This window comes from Asticcacaulis sp. P2_C5, from assembly GCF_056404555.1.
The window spans coordinates 102,903-121,981 of record NZ_JBFUDU010000009.1 but is presented as its reverse complement, the minus strand read 5'-3'; the positions used below and the strand labels follow the sequence as shown (position 1 = coordinate 121,981).

Genomic DNA, 19,079 nt, shown 5'->3' with positions numbered 1-19,079 from the left:
GATGAACGACCTCGCCAATTCCCAGGACATGTTCCGTCTCGACGAGATGGGCGCCGGGCAGCCGCAAGCCCTTGAGCAGGCGGAACTGGATCGGTTGACCGAAGAGCTGATCACGGCCTTCAAGACGGTATTCGATCCGGAAATTCCGGTCGATATCTACGAACTGGGGCTGATTTACCGCGTCGATGTGTCGGATGACCGCGATGTCGTGGTCGATATGACCCTGACGGCGCCGGGCTGCCCTGTGGCGGGTGAGATGCCCGGTTGGGTGCGCGACGCCGTGTTGGGCGTCAAGGGCGTCAATGCCTGTGATGTTAACCTGGTCTTCGATCCACCCTGGGATTCTTCGAAGATGAGCGATGAAGCCAAATTACAGTTGAATATGTTTTGATCATGGACATCCAACCCACCATCACCCCGCGTGTCCGCCGGCCGCGTCCGGCCGTTGTCAGCCTGACCGACGCCGCCGCGAATCAGGTCAAGGCCATCATGGCCCGTGCCGACAAGCCCTGCGTGGGCCTACGTGTCGGCGTCAAGCAGGGTGGTTGCGCCGGTCAGGAATATGTCCTGTCCTATGCCGAGGCAATCGGGCCGCTGGATGAGGTGGTGATGGACAAGGGTGTCACCGTGCTGATCGAACCCAAGGCCATATTGTACCTGGTCGGGACTGAGATCGATTACGAGACCACCAAGCTGGCGTCGAAGTTCGTGTTCAAGAATCCGAATGAGACCGATGCCTGTGGGTGCGGCGAGAGCGTCACGATCAAGCCGGTGACCGAGGATGCGGCCGAAGGAAATTGAGCCGAAGCAAGACACGAGACTATTGATATAAGTTGCTGAAAAGGATGGCGTATGCGTAAAGGACGGTTCGTTATCGTTGCCGCAATACTGGCCATGGCTGCCGGTGTCAGCTCGGCGCAGGAGATCAAGCGCGAATATCCTTATCCGTGGAACAAGCCGATCGGCTATGCCGAGGTCGTCCAGCATGGCAACACGCTCTATGTCTCTGGCATGACCGCCGATGGCGCGACCATGGCCGAACAGGTCACAGCCGTCTATGCCGCGATTGATGCACTTCTGAAGGCGCGGGGCCTCGACAGTACGGCCGTCATCAAGGAAAACGTCTATACCCGCGATATCGACGCCTTCAAGGCGGCGGGCGAAATCCGCAAGACCTTTTATAAGAACGATATCTATCCGGCGGCGACCTGGGTGCAGATCGACCGGCTATATAATCCCGAACAACTGGTCGAGGTTGAACTGGAAGTCGCGGTTAAGCCATAAGGCCGCGATATATTCTATTCCGTTACCAGCAAGGACGGCGTGAAGGGCTGTCCGGTGGCTTCGGCGATCAGCTGTTGCGAGCGCGTTTCGACACGCTCGCGCAGCAGTGTCAGGAATTCGTCGCGAGGCAGGCCGGGCATGATGGGCTCGAGGAATTCGAGCACGGCCGTGCCAGGGGTCTTTTTGTAATGCTGTTCCTGCCACAACAGGCCGAGATTGGTGGCGACCGGAACGACCGGCATGTTGAAATTATTCATCATGTGCCAGACGCCCGAACGGTAGCGGCGATAGGTGCCGGGTGCGTTGAGGTGGCCTTCGGGATAGATCAGGATACTGCGCCCGTCTTTCGCGGCGTCGGCGGAACGTGATGCCAGGTTCTTGCGTGCTTCGTGGCCGCCGCAGTTGTTGACGACGATAGCGCCCAGCTTGCTCAGCAGCGTGCCCATTAGCGGGAATTTCTCGAGATGGTCGCCAGTGACGAAGGCCAGGTCCTTGAACTGCGAATAGATGGAATAGCCGTCGCCCCAGCTGTGGTGCTTGCAGGCATAGATGACCGGCTGATCCAGCAGGTGCTCGCGGCCGCGGACTTCGAGCTTTATGCCGGCGAAGAGGCGCATGGCCTGGACCATGCGTCGGGTATAGCGCTGGATGACCCAGTTGACCGGCTTGCGGCCGGGAAAAACCGTCAGGAACAGCGCCGTCAGCCCGTAGGTGATCGACAGGAACCAGTAGGCAATGGCGAAAAGAAAGCTGTTCATGGTCCCTCGGGGATGCAACAAGGCCACTTGAACATTGTTCAAGTGGCCTTGTCAAGCGAATGCACGCTGAGACTGTTACGCGGCGTTGGAGGCTTTGTCAGAGTCGGCCACGGTGACGCGGTTACGGCCGTTGTTCTTTGACAGGTATAGGGCCTTGTCTGCGCGGTCGAGCAGGTCGAAGGAGTCTTCGCCGCTCAGGCGCTGGGCGATACCGGCCGATATGGTGACCGTACCAAGGTCTTCGTTGGTCGAGCGGCGCTTCAGGACGCGTGAGGCAATTTCGGTACGGGCTTCGTTAAGCAGGCGTTCGACGGCCAGGCTGGTTTCGCCGGGGAAGAGCAGGCCGAATTCCTCACCGCCATAGCGCGCCGCCATACGCGGCGCGCGGCCGATACGGGCCAGGACGGAGGCGACGTAACGCAGCACCTGGTCGCCCGTCTGGTGCCCCCAGGTATCGTTGAAGCGTTTGAAGTGATCGATATCGATGACTGCCAGGGTCAGGGTCTTGCTGATATCCGTGTTGTCGCAATGGGCGTCGAGCGCCTCATCGAACGATTTACGGTTGGCCAGGTTGGTCAGGGCGTCGGTCATGGCCTCCATGCGCACCTGATCGAGGTGCTTGCGCAGGCGGGTGACTTCGCGGGATGATTCGGACAGGCGGCCTTCCAGGACACTGTGCTGGCTGAGCACACGGGTCGTGGCGGCGGTAAGGCTTTCGACCAGGCCCTTCAGGGCGGAGGCGTCGACGGCGCTCATGCTCTTGCGCGCGCCTTCCAGGGTCTCGCCGTAGGATTTCTGCGCCTTTTGGGCCTCGACAATCACCTCGGTGATCGAGGCCAGTTCGCGGGTCAGCTTGACACCGGCGTCGCGGACTTCGTCATTGAGCTTCAGGCGTGCGATGAACTTGCCGGCCAGGCTTTCGGAGACGTCTTCGGTAATGGTTTCACCGGCCTTGAGCAGGCGATGGATTTCCTGAGCCAGGGCGCCTTCGGGATCACCGGCGACATAGAGCCAGAGTTCGTAGTTGAGCGGTGTAGGCCATACCCCGTGTTCCTGCATCAGTCGCAGCGCTTCACCCGCCAAGGCGTAGGCGGATGGGCTTCTGACGCTGATTTCTATATCTTTGCTCATCAATCCCTCTGGCATCCCACTGTGGGGGTGTCACTTATGGCTGTGACAGGGATGACTTTAGAGTAATTGTTCTGACAGGCGGTTAACGCCGTTAGATTTTTTCAAGCGTCGGACTTGGGAGCGTTACCACGCATCATGAAGGCTGGCATATGCTCGCCGAATGGGCTGTCGACCTTGGGGCGGCTCATTGTTTTTTCTAGCTTTTTGTCTTTCCGTACCGGTTTTTCGGCAGGCGCCTCAACCGTCGCGGGGACAGGCGTGGGCGCTTCTTTTTTGGGTTGAGGCGATTCTTTTCTGGGCCGTGGCGCCGGTTTTTCCACCGGTTTCATGTCGGCCATCGATTCATGGTTCGGCTTGGGCTTGTGATCACGATCACTACGCCCGCGCGGCTTGGCTGATTCGCGGCGCGGACGGGCGGGCGAATCACTAAGCGCGCTGTAGTCGATGTCGAGCTCGAGGACGGCCGGCTCTTTTTTGATCAGCTTGACGACCTTGTCGTAGTTTTTCTCGTCACCCGGCGACAGCAGAAGGTAGGTTTCGCCCAAACGTCCGGCGCGGCCGGTACGGCCGATGCGGTGGACATAGTCGTCGGCGTGGATGGGGGCGTCGAAATTGAAGACGTGGCCGACGGCGGGAATGTCGAGGCCGCGTGCGGCGACGTCGGACGCGACCAGAAGGGTCAGATCGCCCTTGCGGAAGGATTCGAGCGTGCGCATGCGCAGGCTTTGGTCGAGGTCGCCGTGGATCGGCGCGGCATTAAAGCCGTGGGTGCTCAGCGACTTGGCGACGATGTCGACGTCGGTCTTGCGGTTGCAGAAGACGATGCCGTTCTTGATGTCGAGTGTGTTCAGCAGGGCGCGCAGGGCGATTCGCTTGGCGCGGACGTCCTTATGCGGAACGCGCAGGACGAACTGGCTGATATTTTCGCTGGTGGAGGCTGGGCGCGAGACTTCGATACGCAACGGATTGCGCAGGAACTGCTCGGTCAGGCGGGTGATTTCCGGCGGCATGGTGGCGGAAAAGAACAGGGTCTGGCGCGTCGGCGGCGTCAATTTGAAGATACGTTCGATATCGGGGATGAAACCCATGTCGAGCATGCGGTCGGCTTCGTCGACGACCATGATCTGGACGCCGTTGAGCATGACCTTTGAGCGTTCGAACAGGTCGAGCAGGCGGCCTGGCGTGGCGATCAGGACGTCGACACCTTTATCCAGCTTTGCGACCTGGTCGGCCATCGAGACGCCGCCGATCAGCAGGGCCCAGTTGAGCTTATGGAACTTGGCGTACTTCTCGAAGGCTTCGGAGACCTGGTCGGCCAGTTCGCGGGTGGGTTCCAGGACGATGGCGCGCGGCATGCGGGCACGCGAGCGGCCGGCGGCCAGGCGCTCGATCATCGGCAGGGTGAAGGCTGCGGTCTTGCCTGTGCCGGTCTGGGCGATGCCCAGGATGTCGAGGCCAGTCAGCGCGACGGGAATCGCCTGCTCCTGGATGGCGGTGGGCGTGTCGTAGCCGGTTTCGGCTATGGCCTTGAGGACGGCTTCGCCCAGGCCCAGATCGGAAAATTTGGTCATGGCGTTCCCTGTGCTACTTCGCGCCGCACAAGTAAAGAAAAAGATGTGGATTACGTGTCGGGGTTTGGGGCCTGTGGCCCCAAGACTTCTACTTTCTTTCTGCTTTTGGGCCTTAAGGCTCCAAAAGCAGAAAGAAATAAGAGCTGGGGCCGGAAGCCCCAGACCCCATCACGTGATCACACGTCGAGATCTTCTGCTGCAAACTCGGCGTGATCCTGAATAAACCGGAAGCGCAGTTCCGGCTTGCGGCCCATCAGGGTCTCGACCAGGTTCTCGATGTCTTCCTCATCGTGCGGCAAGGTGACCCGGGCCAGGGTCCGCGTCTTGGGATCCATGGTGGTTTCCTTGAGCTGGGCCGGCATCATTTCACCCAGGCCCTTGAACCGGCCGATTTCCGGTTTCTTGCCCTTGAAATGCTTGGCCAGTATCTCGGCGCGGTGGGCGTCGTCCTTGGCGTAATGCGTTTCCTTACCATGGCTGAGCCGGTACAGAGGCGGCATGGCCATGTAGAGGTTGCCATTGCGAATCATGGCCGGCATGGTGCGATAGAAGTAGGTGATCAGCAGGCTGGCAATGTGGGCGCCATCGACGTCGGCGTCGGTCATGATGATGATCTTCTCATAACGAAGATCCTCTTCTTTGAACCGCGCGCCGGGCTGGACACCGAGTGCCAGGCCCAGATCCGACAGTTCGGTATTGGCGCGCGCCTTGTCGCCCGTTGCCGAAGCCACGTTTAGGATCTTGCCACGCAGCGGCAATATGGCCTGGGTATTGCGGTTACGGCCCTGCTTGGCGGAGCCGCCGGCCGAATCACCTTCGACGATGAACAGTTCGGTCCCGATGGCGTCCTGACGGGCGCAGTCGGCCAGCTTGCCTGGCAGACGCAACTTGCGGGTTGCCGAAGCGCGCGCGACTTCCTTGTCCTTGCGGCGCTTGAGGCGGTCTTCCGCCTTTTCGATGATGAACAGCAGCAGCTTTTCGGCCTGCTTCGGCGATCCAGTCAGCCAGTGGTCAAAGGGGTCGGCCAGGGCGCGCTCGACCAGGCGGGCAGCGTCGCTGGAGGACAGGCGGTCCTTGGTCTGGCCCTGGAATTCCGGATTGCGGATGAAAACCGAGATGACGATGCCGGCATTGGCGGCGACGTCTTCGGCGGTAATCAAACCGCCGCGCTTTTCGCCGGTCATGTCGGCATAGGCCTTCAGCGAACGGGTGAGGGCGGCGCGCAGGCCGGCCTCGTGCGTGCCGCCGTCAGGGGTCGGGATGGTGTTACAGTAGGACTGGACGAAGCTGTCATGATCGTCGAAGCCCGCCGCCGACCAGACAACGGCCCACTCGACCGCGCCGGCGTCATCCTTGCGTTCGACGCGGCCGGAGAAGATTTCCGACAGGGCTTCGGTGCCCTGGATACGCTCGGCCACATAGTCGGCCAGGCCGTTCGGGAAAAAGAACTTGTCTTCCGGCGGCGTCTGGTCGTGGATCTGCGACGGGGCGCATTTCCAGTTGATCTGGACGCCGCGGAACAGATAGGCCTTGGCCTTGGCCATGCGATAGAGGCGGGCGGGCTTGAAATTGATATTCGGGCCGAAAATCTCGATGTCGGGCAGGAAGCGTATCCGGGTGCCACGCTTCTTCGAAGGCTGGACCTGCTCGATCGACGCCAGGCTGTAGCCGCGGGCAAAGTTCTGCTGCCACTCAAAGCCGTCACGCCACACCGTGACCTCCATACGCTCCGACAGCGCATTGACGACCGAAGCCCCGACACCGTGCAGGCCGCCCGATGTCGCATAGGCCTTGCCCGAAAACTTCCCGCCCGTATGCAGGACGGTCATGATGACTTCCAGGGCCGACTTGTCAGGATGCTTGGGGTGCGGATCGACCGGAATGCCCCGGCCATCGTCACGGACGCTGAGATAACCATCGGCGTCGTACTCAACCCAGATCGACTTAGCGTGATTGGCCACCGCCTCATCCATCGCATTGTCGAGGACTTCGGCAAACAGGTGGTGCAGCGCCTTTTCATCCGTGCCGCCGATATACATGCCGGGGCGCAGGCGGACGGGCTCCAGACCCTCCAGCACCTCGATGCTGGACGCGCTGTAGTTCGAATCGGTCGTGTGCGGTACGGGTTCGGGCGGTTTCACGGGATTGGATGCGACCAGTTTGGGCTCGGAACGTTTAGGCGCCGGTGTTTCGGCCGGCGGTGCACTTGGCGATTCTGGGCCCGGATTGAACAGATTGGGTTGGGGAGTCGTGGACGTCATAAACTCTACAATGCAGTGATTCGTTTCAGATCAAGTAGATCAAACACAGAACTTCGCAAGGGTATAAACAAGAAAAAGGCCGCAGATCCCGGGGACCTGCGGCCGATTATTTTCAGCAGAAGCTGAGTGGCTTAGAAAGCGGCCTTCAGCGTGGCGTACAGGTTGTTCGGCAGCTTGGAGGCTTCCGAATAACGCACGTCCAGCGACAGGTGCTCGTTGATGGCGTAAGCAACACCGGCGTTCCAGGTCGTGTAACCAGCGGCTTCATAGTTGCCCATGGCGCCCGAGACGGACCACTTGTCGGTGATCGGATAAGCAGCGTTCACTTCGTAGTACGGATCTTCCAGGGTTTCGCTGGGGAGATAGAAGGCGGCGCCGATCGTGCCCTTGCCCATCGGGTGGCTAACGGCGGCCTTCAGTTCGCCGACGTTGAAGTCGCACGCGTCGCACTGGCCGGGATAGGTGTAGTAGATGATGCCGAAGTCGAAGGCGAAATCGCCGGCCGAAGGGGTCAGGCCCATATACAGGTCGAGTTCCGTGTTGGCCGTATCCGGACCGAAGTCAACGTTCGAACCCCAGGCGCCGGCATAGAAGATACCCTTTTTGTAGTCGACGCCGCCTTGCAGCGCGCCACCGTCACCGTTTTGCGAAACGCCGCGCCAAACGTAGTTGTTGGTCAGTTCGATGTTGTAGCTCAGGCTGCCGGCATCATCTTGGGCCATAGCAGCCCCGGCAAACAAAGCGCTGATGGCAACAGCGGCGACAAGAAGAGTCTTTTTCATGGTTAGAATCCCAGTTCCTTGGTTACAGCCGGCTTAACACGGATCCGGCATTTGTTCAGTTTAGGCGTGTTGGTAAAACCCAGATTAATGTAGCAAAAAAACCGGCCCGGTATAGTCCCCACTGGTCGTTTCGCAACGCTTTGATGCAAATTTACCACGTCTAATTCAAGGGTTTACGGCGATTCTATCGCCCGGCCAAAACACACCTGACAGGTGAAAGCCGATCTCCGTGTAACCGTCCGGAGCCGGAGGTTTTTCAGCCTCGGCAAATATTGTCATATAAAATTCAATAAAAACAACACCATTTTGGTGCGCCGCGGTATCGCAGGCGCGAAAAGGCCCAGCCCGTCCCAAAACGCGGGACGGGCTGGGCCGGAACAAAAGGGCCCAAAAATTAGAATGCGGCCTTAAGCGTCACAGCAATCCGTGGCTTCGAAGGCGTGATCCATTCCGGAATATTTGTGTCCGAGAATCGGCCATCGATCGAAAACTTGGAGGAGATTGCGTAGGTCAGGCCGATATTGCCGGTCGAGTACTTGGCGCCGCCCAGATTCTGTTCACCCAGGGCGCCCGAAACGCTGAGCTTGTCGGTGATCGGATACGAGCCGTTCACTTCGTAATAGGTGGTCGAGCCATAGTCGAGGTTGTCGTAGAAGGCGGCGCCGATCGTGCCCTTGGGCAGGGCGTAGGTGACAGCGGCCTTGGCTTCGGTCGAGTTCAGACCATCGACGCCGTACTGGTAGGTGATGACACCGACATCGAACGTGAACTTGTCGACGACCGGCTTGATGCCGGCATAGAGGTCGACTTCATAGGTGTGGCCGAACGAGACGTTCGACGCCCAGGTGCCAGCGTAGAACATGCCGTTGGAATAGTCGATGCCGCCCGAAATGGCGCCGTCGCCATCGGTTTGGCTGATGCCGCGGAAGACGTAATCATTGGTGGCAGCCAGGTTGTAGCTGACGGTGCCTTCGGCCGAAGCGGAACCGGCGACGGCAATGGCGGCCACCGCAGCGACGGCCAACAGGAACTTTTTCATTTTTTCATCCTCAGATGGGAGTTGTGTGCCAAACCCGATCCGAAGCGCTTCCCCTGCGTCGTCTTATGTAATCTTTTGCAGTGCAGCGAGATTTACATAAATATGACAGTCTTCCAAGGGGTGTGGCCAACTAACCCATAACTGTGCCCAAAAGTACACACGCCTTGTGACTAACTCGCCGCATCGGTGAGCTGACCGCTTATCCACAAACAAAAACAGGGCGCTTCCGAAGAAGCGCCCTATCTCTTTTGTGCAACAGTTTATGATTGGGTTAAGTAGGCTTAGTGATCCATGACTTCGTCGTGTTGCGACGCGTCCAGACCCGCTTCTTCGTCCGCTTCCGAAACCCGCAGGCCGGTCGTGAACTTGCAGATGATCAGGATGAGGAGCGTACCGACGGCAGACCACAGGATGGTGACGCCGAGGCCGAAGAGTTGCTTCATGACCTGTTCCATGCCGTGGCTGCCGAGCGAGTTGACAGCCGGATCAGCCAGGAAGCCGGTCAGGACAGCGCCCAGGAAACCGCCGGCGCCGTGGATGCCGAAAGCGTCGAGCGAGTCGTCATAGCCCAGCAGCTTCTTGATCCAGGTAGCCGAGATGTAGCAAACCGGACCAGCCAGCAGACCACAGATCATGGCGCCCATCGGATTGACGAAACCGCAGGCCGGGGTGATGACGACGAGGCCAGCGACCATGCCCGACAGAATGCCGACCAGCGAAGGCTTGCCGCGGAAGATCCATTCGACGACCTTCCAGGAGATACCGGCCAGGCAGGTGCAGAGGATGGTGTTCAGCAGAGCGGCCGAAGCGATACCGTCACCCGACCATTCCGAACCGGCGTTGAAGCCGATCCAGCCGACGAACAGCAGCGAAGCGCCGACCATGATGAAGATGACGTTGTTCGGCGCCATGTTTTCCGAGCCGTAACCCTTGCGGCGGCCGAGGAACAGAGCAGCGACGAGACCAGCCACACCTGAGTTGCAGTGAACGACGGCGCCACCGGCGAAGTCGAGGACACCCTTTTGAGCGAGATAACCACCGCCCCAGACCATGTGACAGATCGGCGCGTAAACGATGATCGACCACAGAACCATGAACAGCAGCAGGCCCGAGAACTTCACACGTTCGGCGAAGGCGCCGGTGATCAGGGCAGGGGTGATGATGGCGAAGGTCAGCTGATAGGCGATCCAGGTATATTCCGGGATCGTCGGCGTGACACTGTAGGCCGTTGTCGGCGTGACCGCTTTCAGCAACAGATTGTCGAAGCCGCCCATAAACAGGTTCACGGTCTCAGCCGAGAACGGACCGATTGCAGAGGCGTTGACACCGAAAGCCATCGAATACGAAATGGCCCACCACACAACCGCGACCACACAGGTCACAGCCACGGACTGGGTCACCGTCGCAACGATGTTCTTACGACGCACCATACCGCCGTAGAACAGCGCCAGACCCGGGAGGGTCATCATCAGCACCATGGCGGTACAGAAGATCAGATAGGTCGTATTGGACGTATCCAGCGCGAGTTCTTTTTGGGATCCCAGCAAAGCGGGCGCTTCGACAGCAGCAGGAGCAACCGCTTCCTCAACCGACGCAGCGGCTTCGGAAACGGCAGCTTCGGCCGAGGCGGGCGCCGCGTCCTGGGCAAAAGTAACACTGGCAGCGGGGGCCACCAGAAGAAGAGCAGCGACCGCAGCGGCTACTCTGGAGAATTTGGTCCACGTTTTCAAAGTATCCCCCTTGGATAAGTGGATATTGCACGTGCTCACAGTGCCGTGACTTCGGGGGATCGCAAAGAAGTTTGTGAGGTTAACAAAGCATCAAGCCGGAACGCAGGGAGCTTTGCGTCATTTATGTGTCAAAATGTGGCCTGTGAGGCCGTAAACCCCACATTTTGATGTCGTTGAAAATGAAACTATTTTAGTTGCCGCGGAAACTTAAAATCGCATATCGTTTGGGAAACGATTACGCTGCGCTGCAATATGAAAACAGGCCGCCCTTATATGGGGCGGCCTGTAGCAGATAGGAACCGAAGTGGCAAGCCGCAAGGGCCGGCCGGTGATTCGGAAACTTTATATTCGTCCGGAAGACCAAGGCATGGTGCCCGGTCTTCCGGCCGAACCTAGCACTTGTAGTACATCTCGAATTCGATCGGATGCGGACGCAGTTCGAGGTTCATGACTTCTTCCATCTTCAGGTCGATGTAGGAATCGATGAAGTCGTCGTCCATGACGCCGCCCTTTTTCAGGAAGGCGCGGTCCTTGTCCAGGTTTTCCAGGGCTTCACGCAGGCTGCCGCAGACTTCCGGGATGTTCTTTTGCTCTTGCGGGGGCAGGTGGTACAGGTCCTTGTCCGCCGGTGCGCCCGGATCGATACGGTTTTCGATACCGTCGAGACCGGCCATCAGCAGGGCGGTGAAGGTCAGGTACGGATTGCCCATCGGATCGGGGAAGCGGGCTTCCAGGCGCTTGCCCTTCGGCGACGACACCCACGGAATACGGATCGAGGCGGAACGGTTGCGGGACGAATAGGCCAGCTTGACCGGGGCTTCGTAACCCGGGACCAGGCGCTTGTAGGAGTTGGTCGTCGAGTTCGAGAAGGCGTTGATCGCCTTGGCGTGCTTGATGATGCCGCCGATGTACCACAGGCACATGTCGGACAGGCCGGCATACTTGTCGCCGGCGAACAGGGGCTTGCCGTCTTTCCAGATCGACTGGTGAACGTGCATGCCCGAACCGTTGTCACCGAACAAGGGCTTGGCCATGAAGGTGGCCGTCTTGCCATAGGCATGAGCGACGTTCTGCACGACGTACTTGTAGAGCTGCAGGCGGTCGGCCATGGTCAGCAGGTCGGAGAACTTCAGACCCAGTTCGTGCTGGGCGGGCGCCACTTCGTGGTGGTGCTTTTCCGGCTCCATGCCCATTTCGCCCATGACGGCCAGCATTTCGCCGCGCAGATCCTGGCACGAATCGATCGGATTGACGGGGAAGTAGCCGCCCTTCGGGCCAGGGCGGTGGCCCATATTGCCTTCAGGATAGACCTTGGCCGAGTTGTGCGGGAATTCGGTCGAGTCGAAAGCGTAGCCGGTATTGTCCGGGGTGATCGACCAGCGCACGTCGTCGAAGATGAAGAATTCGGCTTCAGGACCGAAATAGGCGATATCGCCCACGCCGGCCGACTTGAGGTACGACAGGGCCTTCTTCGAGATCGAGCGCGGATCGCGGTTATAGGGATCGTTGGTGTCGGGATTCACGACGTCGCAGAACAGGAACAGGGTCGTCTGCTGATAGAAGGGGTCGATATAGGCCGTCTTCAGGTCGGGACGCAGCTTCATGTCCGAATCGTTGATCGCCTTCCAGCCGGCGATCGACGAACCGTCGAACATGGTGCCGTCATCGAGGAAGTCGGTATCGACCAGGTCGATATCGAAGGTCACGTGTTGCAGTTTGCCGCGCACGTCGGAGAAGCGAACGTCGACATACTTGACGTCCTTGTCCTTGATGAGCTTGAGAATGTCGGCAGATGTCATATTTTGACGCCCCATGAAGCCAGTGAATTATTGAAGAGGTCTAGACCGCCTGCGGCCCGGACTCTCCGGTTCGGATGCGAACGACGTCGGTAACGTCGCTCACGAAGATTTTGCCGTCGCCGATCTTGCCCGTGCGCGCCGCGGTCTGGATGGCCTCCAGGGCGGCGGGAGCAAGGTCGTCGGCCACGACCAGTTCGATCTTGATCTTCGGCAGAAAATCAACAACGTATTCGGCGCCTCGGTAAAGCTCCGAGTGACCTTTCTGGCGGCCGTAGCCCTTGGCCTCCAGTACAGTCATCCCTTGCACCCCGATTTCCTGAAGGGCTTCCTTCACTTCATCGAGCTTGAAGGGTTTAATGACGGCTTCTATCTTTTTCATGAGCTATCCATAAAACTTTTAGACCGTTCAACGTCGTAACTTGTTTGCATTGCGCAAGATTGCAAGCCGTTTCGATAAGGAAAGGCTCACATGGCTGTAAAAAACGATTACGATGCGTGAACGCACGGGCTCCGGCTTTAGACCCGGCAGGGCCTAATTTCAAAGGGAAATTGCGTTTTAACTCAGATTCGCCGTGCACAAAGGGAAAATTTACCCGAATCGCTCCGCGCCGCACCTCACAACGGGATATCCGGTCTCAATTGCAATTATCCTGGCGCCCTGTGGCCCTACAGTCGCGCCATCAACGGCGATCTCCGCGGCATTGCTGCGCTGCGGTGGAGTGTCGACGCCATATTGAATTGCCTCTTCCCGTCACTTTACGGGGAGAGGCCGGCGCGGCGCGCCGGGTGAGGGGCATTCTACTACAGGTGCAACTGTCTAGTCAGCGGGCCGGTTGCCCCGCCCCACCCACCGAGTGGTATAGGTCTTTGTTTTTCTTATACTCCACCGCCACGCGGGGGAGCGGGGCGCCCCGTGGCGTGGCGCGGCGCTCGCGCCTCTTCGGCGCGTAAGCCGTGACGGTGGGGGGCTTATCGTCTGCGCATCCTGTCTGGACAGTTTCAACTAGCCAGTCCTCCACCGTAGCGAAGCGTTACGGGGGAGGTGTCGCCGCTTGTCGGCGACGGAGGGGGGCAACTCCGCTACATAGGCAACGGTTCGGTCGACGGCCTCCAATGCTCAACGCCGCTTGGACTCCGGCGGATCATTAAATACCGGCCCGTAATCACTGCGAAGACCGGCCTTACGCACCGCTTCCAAACTGAGAATCGACAGAATCTTCGGCACGTCACCATGGCCGGGGAGGGGGCGGGCGTCGATGTCGTAACGATGCTCTCCGACGTTAAAGGCGGCTAGGTTCTGCGGATCCTTATGGGCCTGAAGCGGCTGGTCTATGCCCTCGACCTGGACCCAGGCACTTTCGTAGAGACGGAAACTCATGACAACTCCACCAATGTAAAGGGCGCCTTGAACGTCATCGGTGACCGTTTCAAAGACGGACTGCAGCCCACTGTATCAGGAAAACTGCGGCGCGGGCGCATTAAGCGCCAATGCGTATCTTATGGGGTGCGCGTGACGATTCGGTAAGCCCGCCGGCGCCCGGCAATTTTATTTATTCCTGGCTCTGAAAAGATGGTGCGGATGAGAGGACTCGAACCTCCACGCCTTGCGGCGCTGGAACCTAAACCCAGTGCGTCTACCAGTTCCGCCACATCCGCAGGTCCAAGCCGCGGTTCTTGGCTGAAAGTGGCAAAGAGGTCAAGGGAATGATACGGTGGGAGGTGCCAATAGCGGGGAATAAGTACGGAAGTCCAACAAACTGTCACCGTAATTCCATTCGCAATTCCGATACCGGAAAGGCGATTCAATGCATATACTTGGACTGGTCGCTGTGATCAGTTTCCTGTTTTACTCAGCCATTTGAGAGTGCGATGAATCTCCTAGAATCCCTCGGCGCAACGCAGGTCGATCTATCCGAACTGAGCGATTTGCTGTTGCGGTTCTACGGCCACGCGTCCTACCCATCGGACAGACAAGTGACCTTTGGGCGCGACCACGACGCCTGCGCGCTACAACTCATTTTCTCCAAGAGGGGTGCGTTGACGGGCCTTACGAGGGGACCCGATTTGCGTGATGGTGATTTAGACGCCATCCGCCAACTTATTGCCGACGAACTCCTCGCACCGGGGCCAACGCTTGTGGCACGAATAATCGGATTTTCTGCCTTCCCAACCACTGGCTATTTCCGGTGGGGTGATGATTTTCAGATTGTCCCCGTGCCTTCCGAGGCCCCGAAACCCGATCAGTTTATTGCCGAGCATCCGTTCATCTTTGAAGCCAAGATTTCCGGCCCCCTGCAAATGCTTGTAACCATGAAGCGCGGTTCAAAACGGCTGCGCAAGCTGGAACTTGCCCTCACACCGCTTATGGCTCTTGGCTTCCATTTTCAGAGCGCCAGCGGCCATAAAAATTGGGTGTACGGTTCCACCGAGCACGGCGTCGGCCCCAGCCAATATCGACAAGCGGGTTACTGGTATGAAGGCTTCTCAGGCATGTCCAATGACTTCACGCCCCTCGACGGGTTAGAACCAATGCCTGCGCGGCCATTCCAGGACTTCTACACAGGAAACTATATCACCGTTGGCGACGTGCATCATATTTCGGATTCTTTGGAAATTGCTCTCCATCAACTCAGCATGTTGCCCGAACTGGCTTGGGAAAAATATGAGCGGGCCGCATTCTGGTATCAGAACGCGCGGGACAGTTGGAAGCGATCACGATCAGCTAGTTACAACGCCTTTGTATGCGCGATAGAGGCGCTGATGCCGCCTGGCATGGATGAGCGCTGCGGAACCTGTAATCAACGAACCGGCAAGGGACCGACCGCTCGTTTCCGTGAGTTTTTAGACGAATACGTCCCGCCGCATCCAAGCGACGCACGCACCCGATCCGAATTCTACCGCGTACGCTCGCTCCTGGCTCACGGCAGCATTGTCCTTGAAGACGATCTCAATACGTTTTCGATGTCCGTTCGTGGCGCCGACGAACAAACCCGCCTTCGCGACCTCAGTTGCCTAGTGCGTATCGCTATCTACAACTGGCTGATGCACCAGCCATATGTAGCGGCACCGTCTGCTGCGGGAACGAATCAGTAACGATTTCCGCCCGCCATTCAGCAGGCGCTGCTTTGTCTGACATAAAGGGCGGCGATGGCCAGTGCATCTTATTCGGTCCGTTGTGGCAGAGAGAACGCGACTCAGGCATAAACTTTCGGAACTTACGGAGGATACCCATGCGTAAAACGTTGGCCCAACGAATGAAGCCGGACGCTTTTGAACGAAAGCATAGCTCCGAAATTCAGCATACTGAGAAGGCATTAGAGGTTTTACGGTCTGAGATCGTTCTTTGGGGGGAAAGCAACGCCAGAATCCTAAGTTACATTGACGGATTGCTTGACGATGTCGAAAATGGACACGGGTCTCTCCAAGAAGTTAAGGACGAGGTTAAAACTCTCGCTCATTACGTCCAAAATCAAAACCGACAGTTAGCTGAGATCAATTGAACGGTAACAAGAGTGGCATTTGCGCTAATCATGGTCTCTGCTACGGCTTTCGAGTGCATCGAGAAACACTTGAACAGCATGGACATCTTCCTCAGAGTGCTGTTTTTCTCGCACGATCCTCTCTAATCCAGCTTTGAATAAGGCTTGGTCAAAAAGTTCGGTGTCGCCTGGTAGTGTCGCGCGAATGTTCCTTTTCGCTACCCGATCATTTAGGCCGCCGCTAAATCCACCCATACCCTGAGACCAAGATTCGCTTGTTAACGCCTTCGCTATGGCAATAAGCGCAGCATCCTCTTTCATGGCCTCTGAAAGCCATGCTTTCATTTCTGTGCCGTTGTCATCGCTAAACTCGCGCCAGCGGTAGATGTTTGAAAACAGGTTGTTGCTTTGGATAAGAGCGCCGCCGGTCGCTGCTTCCCGCAACCTTGCCAAAGCCCGTTGCTTTAAATCCGCGATAGCATCAGGCGAAACCAGACATTTTTCGTGGGGATTGTTAGCCGGTTCGCCATCACGCTTAACGTAATCACAAACGGCTGAATCAACGAAGTCCACTAACCAATCAAGTGATGCACGCCCGAGAGCAGCTTGATAAAGGGTAGTGCGCTCTTCAATGGAAAAACGATCTTCCGTCAGTCGCCTCATGAGCCAGTGAACCCTAAGCGGCGTATTTCCGAACGAGAATCCTTTCTCTGAATCTTGATCGTGACTTATTTCATCAACGATGGCGAACACTCCAGCCAGAAAAGGCGTGACTTTGTCCTTTTCAATCTGCCTGGCGTGCGAAGTGAGTTCATCAAGAAGCACAGGCACCATAGTTTTTCCGCTTTTACGTAAGCGATGGCTCGCCCCACGAAATGCCCCTTTGACAAATTCGATGTCGTCCGCCTTATCAATAATTTCCTGCAATTCCTTTGTCGGAATAGCTTCTTCGCTCAGTGACAGCCTGAAATAAGTGTCAAAATGCTTACCGACACAAACGCGTCGCGCTGCATCCCACTGCCGGGTGAACCCGCCGTCATAAATGACTTCCTCTAAGGCTGGGAACAAGCGTAGGAGAACAACCCTGGCCGTGTCTCTATGTGTTGGATCAAGTTGCTCAATAAAGCGGTTAAACCTCGCTTCGTTTCGATAATCCTGGCGATTGAAACCTGTCGATCCTGTGACGATTTCTTTGCTCAATTTGATCGCATTGTAAAGCTTCGGCTCATATAGCCGTAGAGTTTCCAGCGCCACAAAATCGGCCTTGTCGATCTCATTGTTCACAGCCGCCCAAGTCACGGTCATAGCATTTATCAGCCTCGTAACGTGCCTCGGCGTCAGAAGGAACGGCGCTACAGCATCATAAAAGACATTCATAAAGCGTACGATTTCGATATCGGCAACCGGCCCGCAAATGCGCTCTACCCCCGCCAATAACGCATTGTTTAGATCAGTCTGTATGGGTGATGGCAGTTCAAAGCTGGCCTGTATTATCTTCTCTAGGAAATGCGGGCCTTCAGACGGATAACGCTGCTGAACGGCGGCATCCGCCAGTTCACGGTCGAAAACGAGTAGGTACATCACATTCGGCAAACGTCCTGCCGACTTTACCAATCGAAAGATGGCAAGTGCTTCGTCGGCTGAGAGTCGGTCTATATCATCAATTATGACCAGAAAACGCTGCTGCTGCTCCTGCAATACTTTCGATAATTTCGCAAAGGTCTTTTCTAAAGGATCTTCCTCAGGGAAAAACCGCTTAGTAAAATCAGCGCCTCCGCTGACAAGTGGCCCTAACAGGCCTCCTCCGGGTGCGAAGGATACCGCGGCTCCCAATACCGGACCTGCCTGCAGCATGTGCTTACCCAGCGCCGGGATCAAATTTTTGAACTTCTCGCCGAGGGTCACTTTTAGCGTGCTGTTGAGTTCCTGAAAAAACGCCAGCGTCAGCGCTTCTTCGCCCCGGTACCACCAGCATTTGAAATCCAGGATAGATAGCTTTGAACCGCTCTGCGCATCCAGTTCATTGCGAATAAGATTAATCGCGCTGCTTTTCCCAGCCCCCCATGCACCGTTGATCGCTATTGTTGTCCCGATGGGGGCCGATATATCTTGGATGCTTTTAGCGATTGCTCGGGCAAATGGCAAAATGCCGTATTGATCGTCGTTCGCGGTTTCAATCGGACTGTCGTTAAAGAATCGAGACATCGCACAGCTCCCGTTTTTTTCTTTGTGATACCTGTCCGCCGAAGCGACAAGAGTAAGTGTAAAAGATTTGCGCACTATTAGGGCGTGTCCATTCTCAATCGCCTTGATATCTCGGCTATGGCGCTTAGCCCCTTGCGCCCGCGGGGAGCTGGAATGAACGATGCACGACCGTCGTTGGCTATAAAATGGCAGCAACGGATTACATGACAGGTTATCAATTGCACAATTAGTGGTGATCAAACAGGTTTCGCCGCGCCCCGCATCTGGTGCGGGTCGGCACATTCCTGACGTACCTTGACAGGTATCCCATGCCATAACGGCCAGATGAGCAGGCCGAAGGTGAAACCTTGCCTCGCCATCAGCTCTCGGCGTCGATTTGGCGACTGTGTTCGCGCTCGCCTTCGCTGTTGCAGATAAGGACGTTAAATGAAGTTTGCTCTCACACCGCTCGCGCTTTCGGCGCTTCTCGTCGGAGTCACTACGACCTCGACAAAGGCGGAGTCGCCGCCCGCTCCGCCGGTTGCGCAAACGGCTTCGCATGATTTCGACTTCGAGGTCGGGCGGTGGCGCGTCCACCATCGCATCCTCCGAAACGGCCAGTGGATTGCATTCGATGGCGTTTGCAGCGACCGACTCGCCGTCGACGGCAGTGTGAATATCGAAGAACACACCTTCAATCGGCCCGCCGGCGTGACCTATGGCGTGGCCGTGCGAGCGTATGACCCACAGACCGGCACCTGGGCGATCTGGTGGATCGACTCGCGACAACCGCATTCGCCCATGGATCCGCCCGTCATCGGCCGCTTTGAAAATGGCGTCGGACGTTTTTATTCCGAAAGCACTGTCGACGGACATACGACGCGAACACGCTACACATGGTCCGACATCACACATGAGACTGCGCGCTGGGAACAGGCCACGTCCGAGGACGACGGGCAGACCTGGGCGACCAACTGGATCATGGACTTCGAGCGAATTTCTTGAGCGGACCGACCTCCACGGGGTTGCACCGCCATCCAACCTTTCCGGACTGCGAAATG

At 57.5% G+C, this 19,079-nt stretch carries 16 protein-coding genes and 1 tRNA gene; 5 read left to right on the top strand and 12 right to left on the bottom strand.

From position 1 onward, the window contains the following. Window positions 1-28: 28 nt before the first annotated feature. Genes AC1DXO_RS16760 through AC1DXO_RS16750 form a run of 3 tightly spaced genes read left to right on the top strand, consistent with a single transcriptional unit; the run spans window position 29 to window position 1,284 of the window. Window positions 29-391, top strand: a complete 363-nt coding sequence (locus AC1DXO_RS16760; RefSeq protein ID WP_476979462.1) for an SUF system Fe-S cluster assembly protein — start codon at window positions 29-31, stop codon at window positions 389-391. Window positions 392-393: 2 nt separating this feature from the next. Then, window positions 394-801, top strand: a complete 408-nt coding sequence (locus tag AC1DXO_RS16755; RefSeq protein WP_476979311.1) for a HesB/IscA family protein — start codon at window positions 394-396, stop codon at window positions 799-801. Window positions 802-852: 51 nt separating this feature from the next. After that, window positions 853-1,284 carry a RidA family protein gene (locus AC1DXO_RS16750; RefSeq protein WP_476979310.1) on the top strand — a complete coding sequence of 144 codons (432 nt, stop codon included), beginning with the start codon at window positions 853-855 and terminating at the stop codon, window positions 1,282-1,284. Window positions 1,285-1,298: 14 nt separating this feature from the next. On the opposite strand, the gene AC1DXO_RS16745 is transcribed toward AC1DXO_RS16750, so the two are convergent. The 11 genes from AC1DXO_RS16745 to AC1DXO_RS16695 form a co-directional block, all read right to left on the bottom strand. Beyond that, complete coding sequence (locus tag AC1DXO_RS16745) at window positions 1,299-2,042, bottom strand: lysophospholipid acyltransferase family protein (RefSeq protein ID WP_476979309.1); 744 nt, start codon at window positions 2,040-2,042, stop codon at window positions 1,299-1,301. A 75-nt stretch (window positions 2,043-2,117) separates the two neighbouring features. Further along, window positions 2,118-3,173 (bottom strand): GGDEF domain-containing protein, encoded by a 1,056-nt coding sequence (locus AC1DXO_RS16740; RefSeq protein ID WP_476979308.1) that lies wholly within the window; start codon window positions 3,171-3,173, stop codon window positions 2,118-2,120. Between the two features lie 101 nt (window positions 3,174-3,274). Next, window positions 3,275-4,744: a DEAD/DEAH box helicase gene (locus AC1DXO_RS16735; protein WP_476979307.1), complete on the bottom strand. Its 1,470-nt coding sequence runs from the start codon at window positions 4,742-4,744 to the stop codon at window positions 3,275-3,277. A 176-nt stretch (window positions 4,745-4,920) separates the two neighbouring features. After that, window positions 4,921-7,005 (bottom strand): DNA topoisomerase IV subunit B, encoded by a 2,085-nt coding sequence (parE, locus tag AC1DXO_RS16730; RefSeq protein WP_476979306.1) that lies wholly within the window; start codon window positions 7,003-7,005, stop codon window positions 4,921-4,923. Window positions 7,006-7,136: 131 nt separating this feature from the next. After that, window positions 7,137-7,787, bottom strand: a complete 651-nt coding sequence (locus AC1DXO_RS16725) for a TorF family putative porin (RefSeq protein WP_476979305.1) — start codon at window positions 7,785-7,787, stop codon at window positions 7,137-7,139. Between the two features lie 394 nt (window positions 7,788-8,181). Next, a complete protein-coding gene (locus AC1DXO_RS16720; protein ID WP_476979304.1) occupies window positions 8,182-8,826 on the bottom strand; it encodes a TorF family putative porin in 645 nt (214 codons plus the stop codon). Between the two features lie 281 nt (window positions 8,827-9,107). Continuing rightward, entirely contained in the window at window positions 9,108-10,556 is a 1,449-nt protein-coding gene (locus tag AC1DXO_RS16715; protein WP_476979303.1) for an ammonium transporter, read from the bottom strand. 392 nt (window positions 10,557-10,948) lie between these two features. Beyond that, complete coding sequence (gene glnA, locus AC1DXO_RS16710) at window positions 10,949-12,355, bottom strand: type I glutamate--ammonia ligase (protein ID WP_476979302.1); 1,407 nt, start codon at window positions 12,353-12,355, stop codon at window positions 10,949-10,951. 40 nt (window positions 12,356-12,395) lie between these two features. Next, entirely contained in the window at window positions 12,396-12,734 is a 339-nt protein-coding gene (locus tag AC1DXO_RS16705) for a P-II family nitrogen regulator (RefSeq protein ID WP_476979301.1), read from the bottom strand. Window positions 12,735-13,472: 738 nt separating this feature from the next. After that, the gene (locus AC1DXO_RS16700; protein WP_476979300.1) at window positions 13,473-13,733 is read right to left on the bottom strand and encodes a hypothetical protein; all 261 of its coding nucleotides are present in this window, start codon (window positions 13,731-13,733) and stop codon (window positions 13,473-13,475) included. 193 nt (window positions 13,734-13,926) lie between these two features. Then, window positions 13,927-14,011: transfer RNA gene (locus AC1DXO_RS16695), tRNA-Leu, on the bottom strand. Window positions 14,012-14,224: 213 nt separating this feature from the next. Between AC1DXO_RS16695 and AC1DXO_RS16690 the strand changes: the two genes are divergently transcribed. Continuing rightward, window positions 14,225-15,448 (top strand): hypothetical protein, encoded by a 1,224-nt coding sequence (locus AC1DXO_RS16690; RefSeq protein ID WP_476979299.1) that lies wholly within the window; start codon window positions 14,225-14,227, stop codon window positions 15,446-15,448. 431 nt (window positions 15,449-15,879) lie between these two features. Here AC1DXO_RS16690 and AC1DXO_RS16685 read toward each other — a convergent pair whose 3' ends face one another. Beyond that, entirely contained in the window at window positions 15,880-18,039 is a 2,160-nt protein-coding gene (locus tag AC1DXO_RS16685) for a KAP family P-loop NTPase fold protein (RefSeq protein WP_476979298.1), read from the bottom strand. Between the two features lie 426 nt (window positions 18,040-18,465). Here AC1DXO_RS16685 and AC1DXO_RS16680 point away from each other — a divergent pair, with 426 nt between their 5' ends. Continuing rightward, window positions 18,466-19,023 (top strand): DUF1579 domain-containing protein, encoded by a 558-nt coding sequence (locus tag AC1DXO_RS16680; RefSeq protein ID WP_476979297.1) that lies wholly within the window; start codon window positions 18,466-18,468, stop codon window positions 19,021-19,023. The last annotated feature ends 56 nt before the right edge of the window (window positions 19,024-19,079 follow it).

Bases quoted from the DNA above. Each gene is read 5' to 3' on its own strand.
- AC1DXO_RS16755 (WP_476979311.1), top strand. From the start codon at position 394: ATGGACATCCAACCCACCATCACCCCGCGTGTCCGCCGGCCGCGTCCG.
- AC1DXO_RS16720 (WP_476979304.1), bottom strand. From the start codon at position 8,826: ATGAAAAAGTTCCTGTTGGCCGTCGCTGCGGTGGCCGCCATTGCCGTC.
- AC1DXO_RS16750 (WP_476979310.1), top strand. From the start codon at position 853: ATGCGTAAAGGACGGTTCGTTATCGTTGCCGCAATACTGGCCATGGCT.
- AC1DXO_RS16685 (WP_476979298.1), bottom strand. From the start codon at position 18,039: ATGTCTCGATTCTTTAACGACAGTCCGATTGAAACCGCGAACGACGAT.
- AC1DXO_RS16760 (WP_476979462.1), top strand. From the start codon at position 29: ATGTTCCGTCTCGACGAGATGGGCGCCGGGCAGCCGCAAGCCCTTGAG.
- AC1DXO_RS16705 (WP_476979301.1), bottom strand. From the start codon at position 12,734: ATGAAAAAGATAGAAGCCGTCATTAAACCCTTCAAGCTCGATGAAGTG.
- AC1DXO_RS16745 (WP_476979309.1), bottom strand. From the start codon at position 2,042: ATGAACAGCTTTCTTTTCGCCATTGCCTACTGGTTCCTGTCGATCACC.
- AC1DXO_RS16740 (WP_476979308.1), bottom strand. From the start codon at position 3,173: ATGAGCAAAGATATAGAAATCAGCGTCAGAAGCCCATCCGCCTACGCC.
- AC1DXO_RS16690 (WP_476979299.1), top strand. From the start codon at position 14,225: ATGAATCTCCTAGAATCCCTCGGCGCAACGCAGGTCGATCTATCCGAA.
- AC1DXO_RS16680 (WP_476979297.1), top strand. From the start codon at position 18,466: ATGAAGTTTGCTCTCACACCGCTCGCGCTTTCGGCGCTTCTCGTCGGA.
- glnA (WP_476979302.1), bottom strand. From the start codon at position 12,355: ATGACATCTGCCGACATTCTCAAGCTCATCAAGGACAAGGACGTCAAG.
- parE (WP_476979306.1), bottom strand. From the start codon at position 7,005: ATGACGTCCACGACTCCCCAACCCAATCTGTTCAATCCGGGCCCAGAA.
- AC1DXO_RS16700 (WP_476979300.1), bottom strand. From the start codon at position 13,733: ATGAGTTTCCGTCTCTACGAAAGTGCCTGGGTCCAGGTCGAGGGCATA.
- AC1DXO_RS16725 (WP_476979305.1), bottom strand. From the start codon at position 7,787: ATGAAAAAGACTCTTCTTGTCGCCGCTGTTGCCATCAGCGCTTTGTTT.
- AC1DXO_RS16735 (WP_476979307.1), bottom strand. From the start codon at position 4,744: ATGACCAAATTTTCCGATCTGGGCCTGGGCGAAGCCGTCCTCAAGGCC.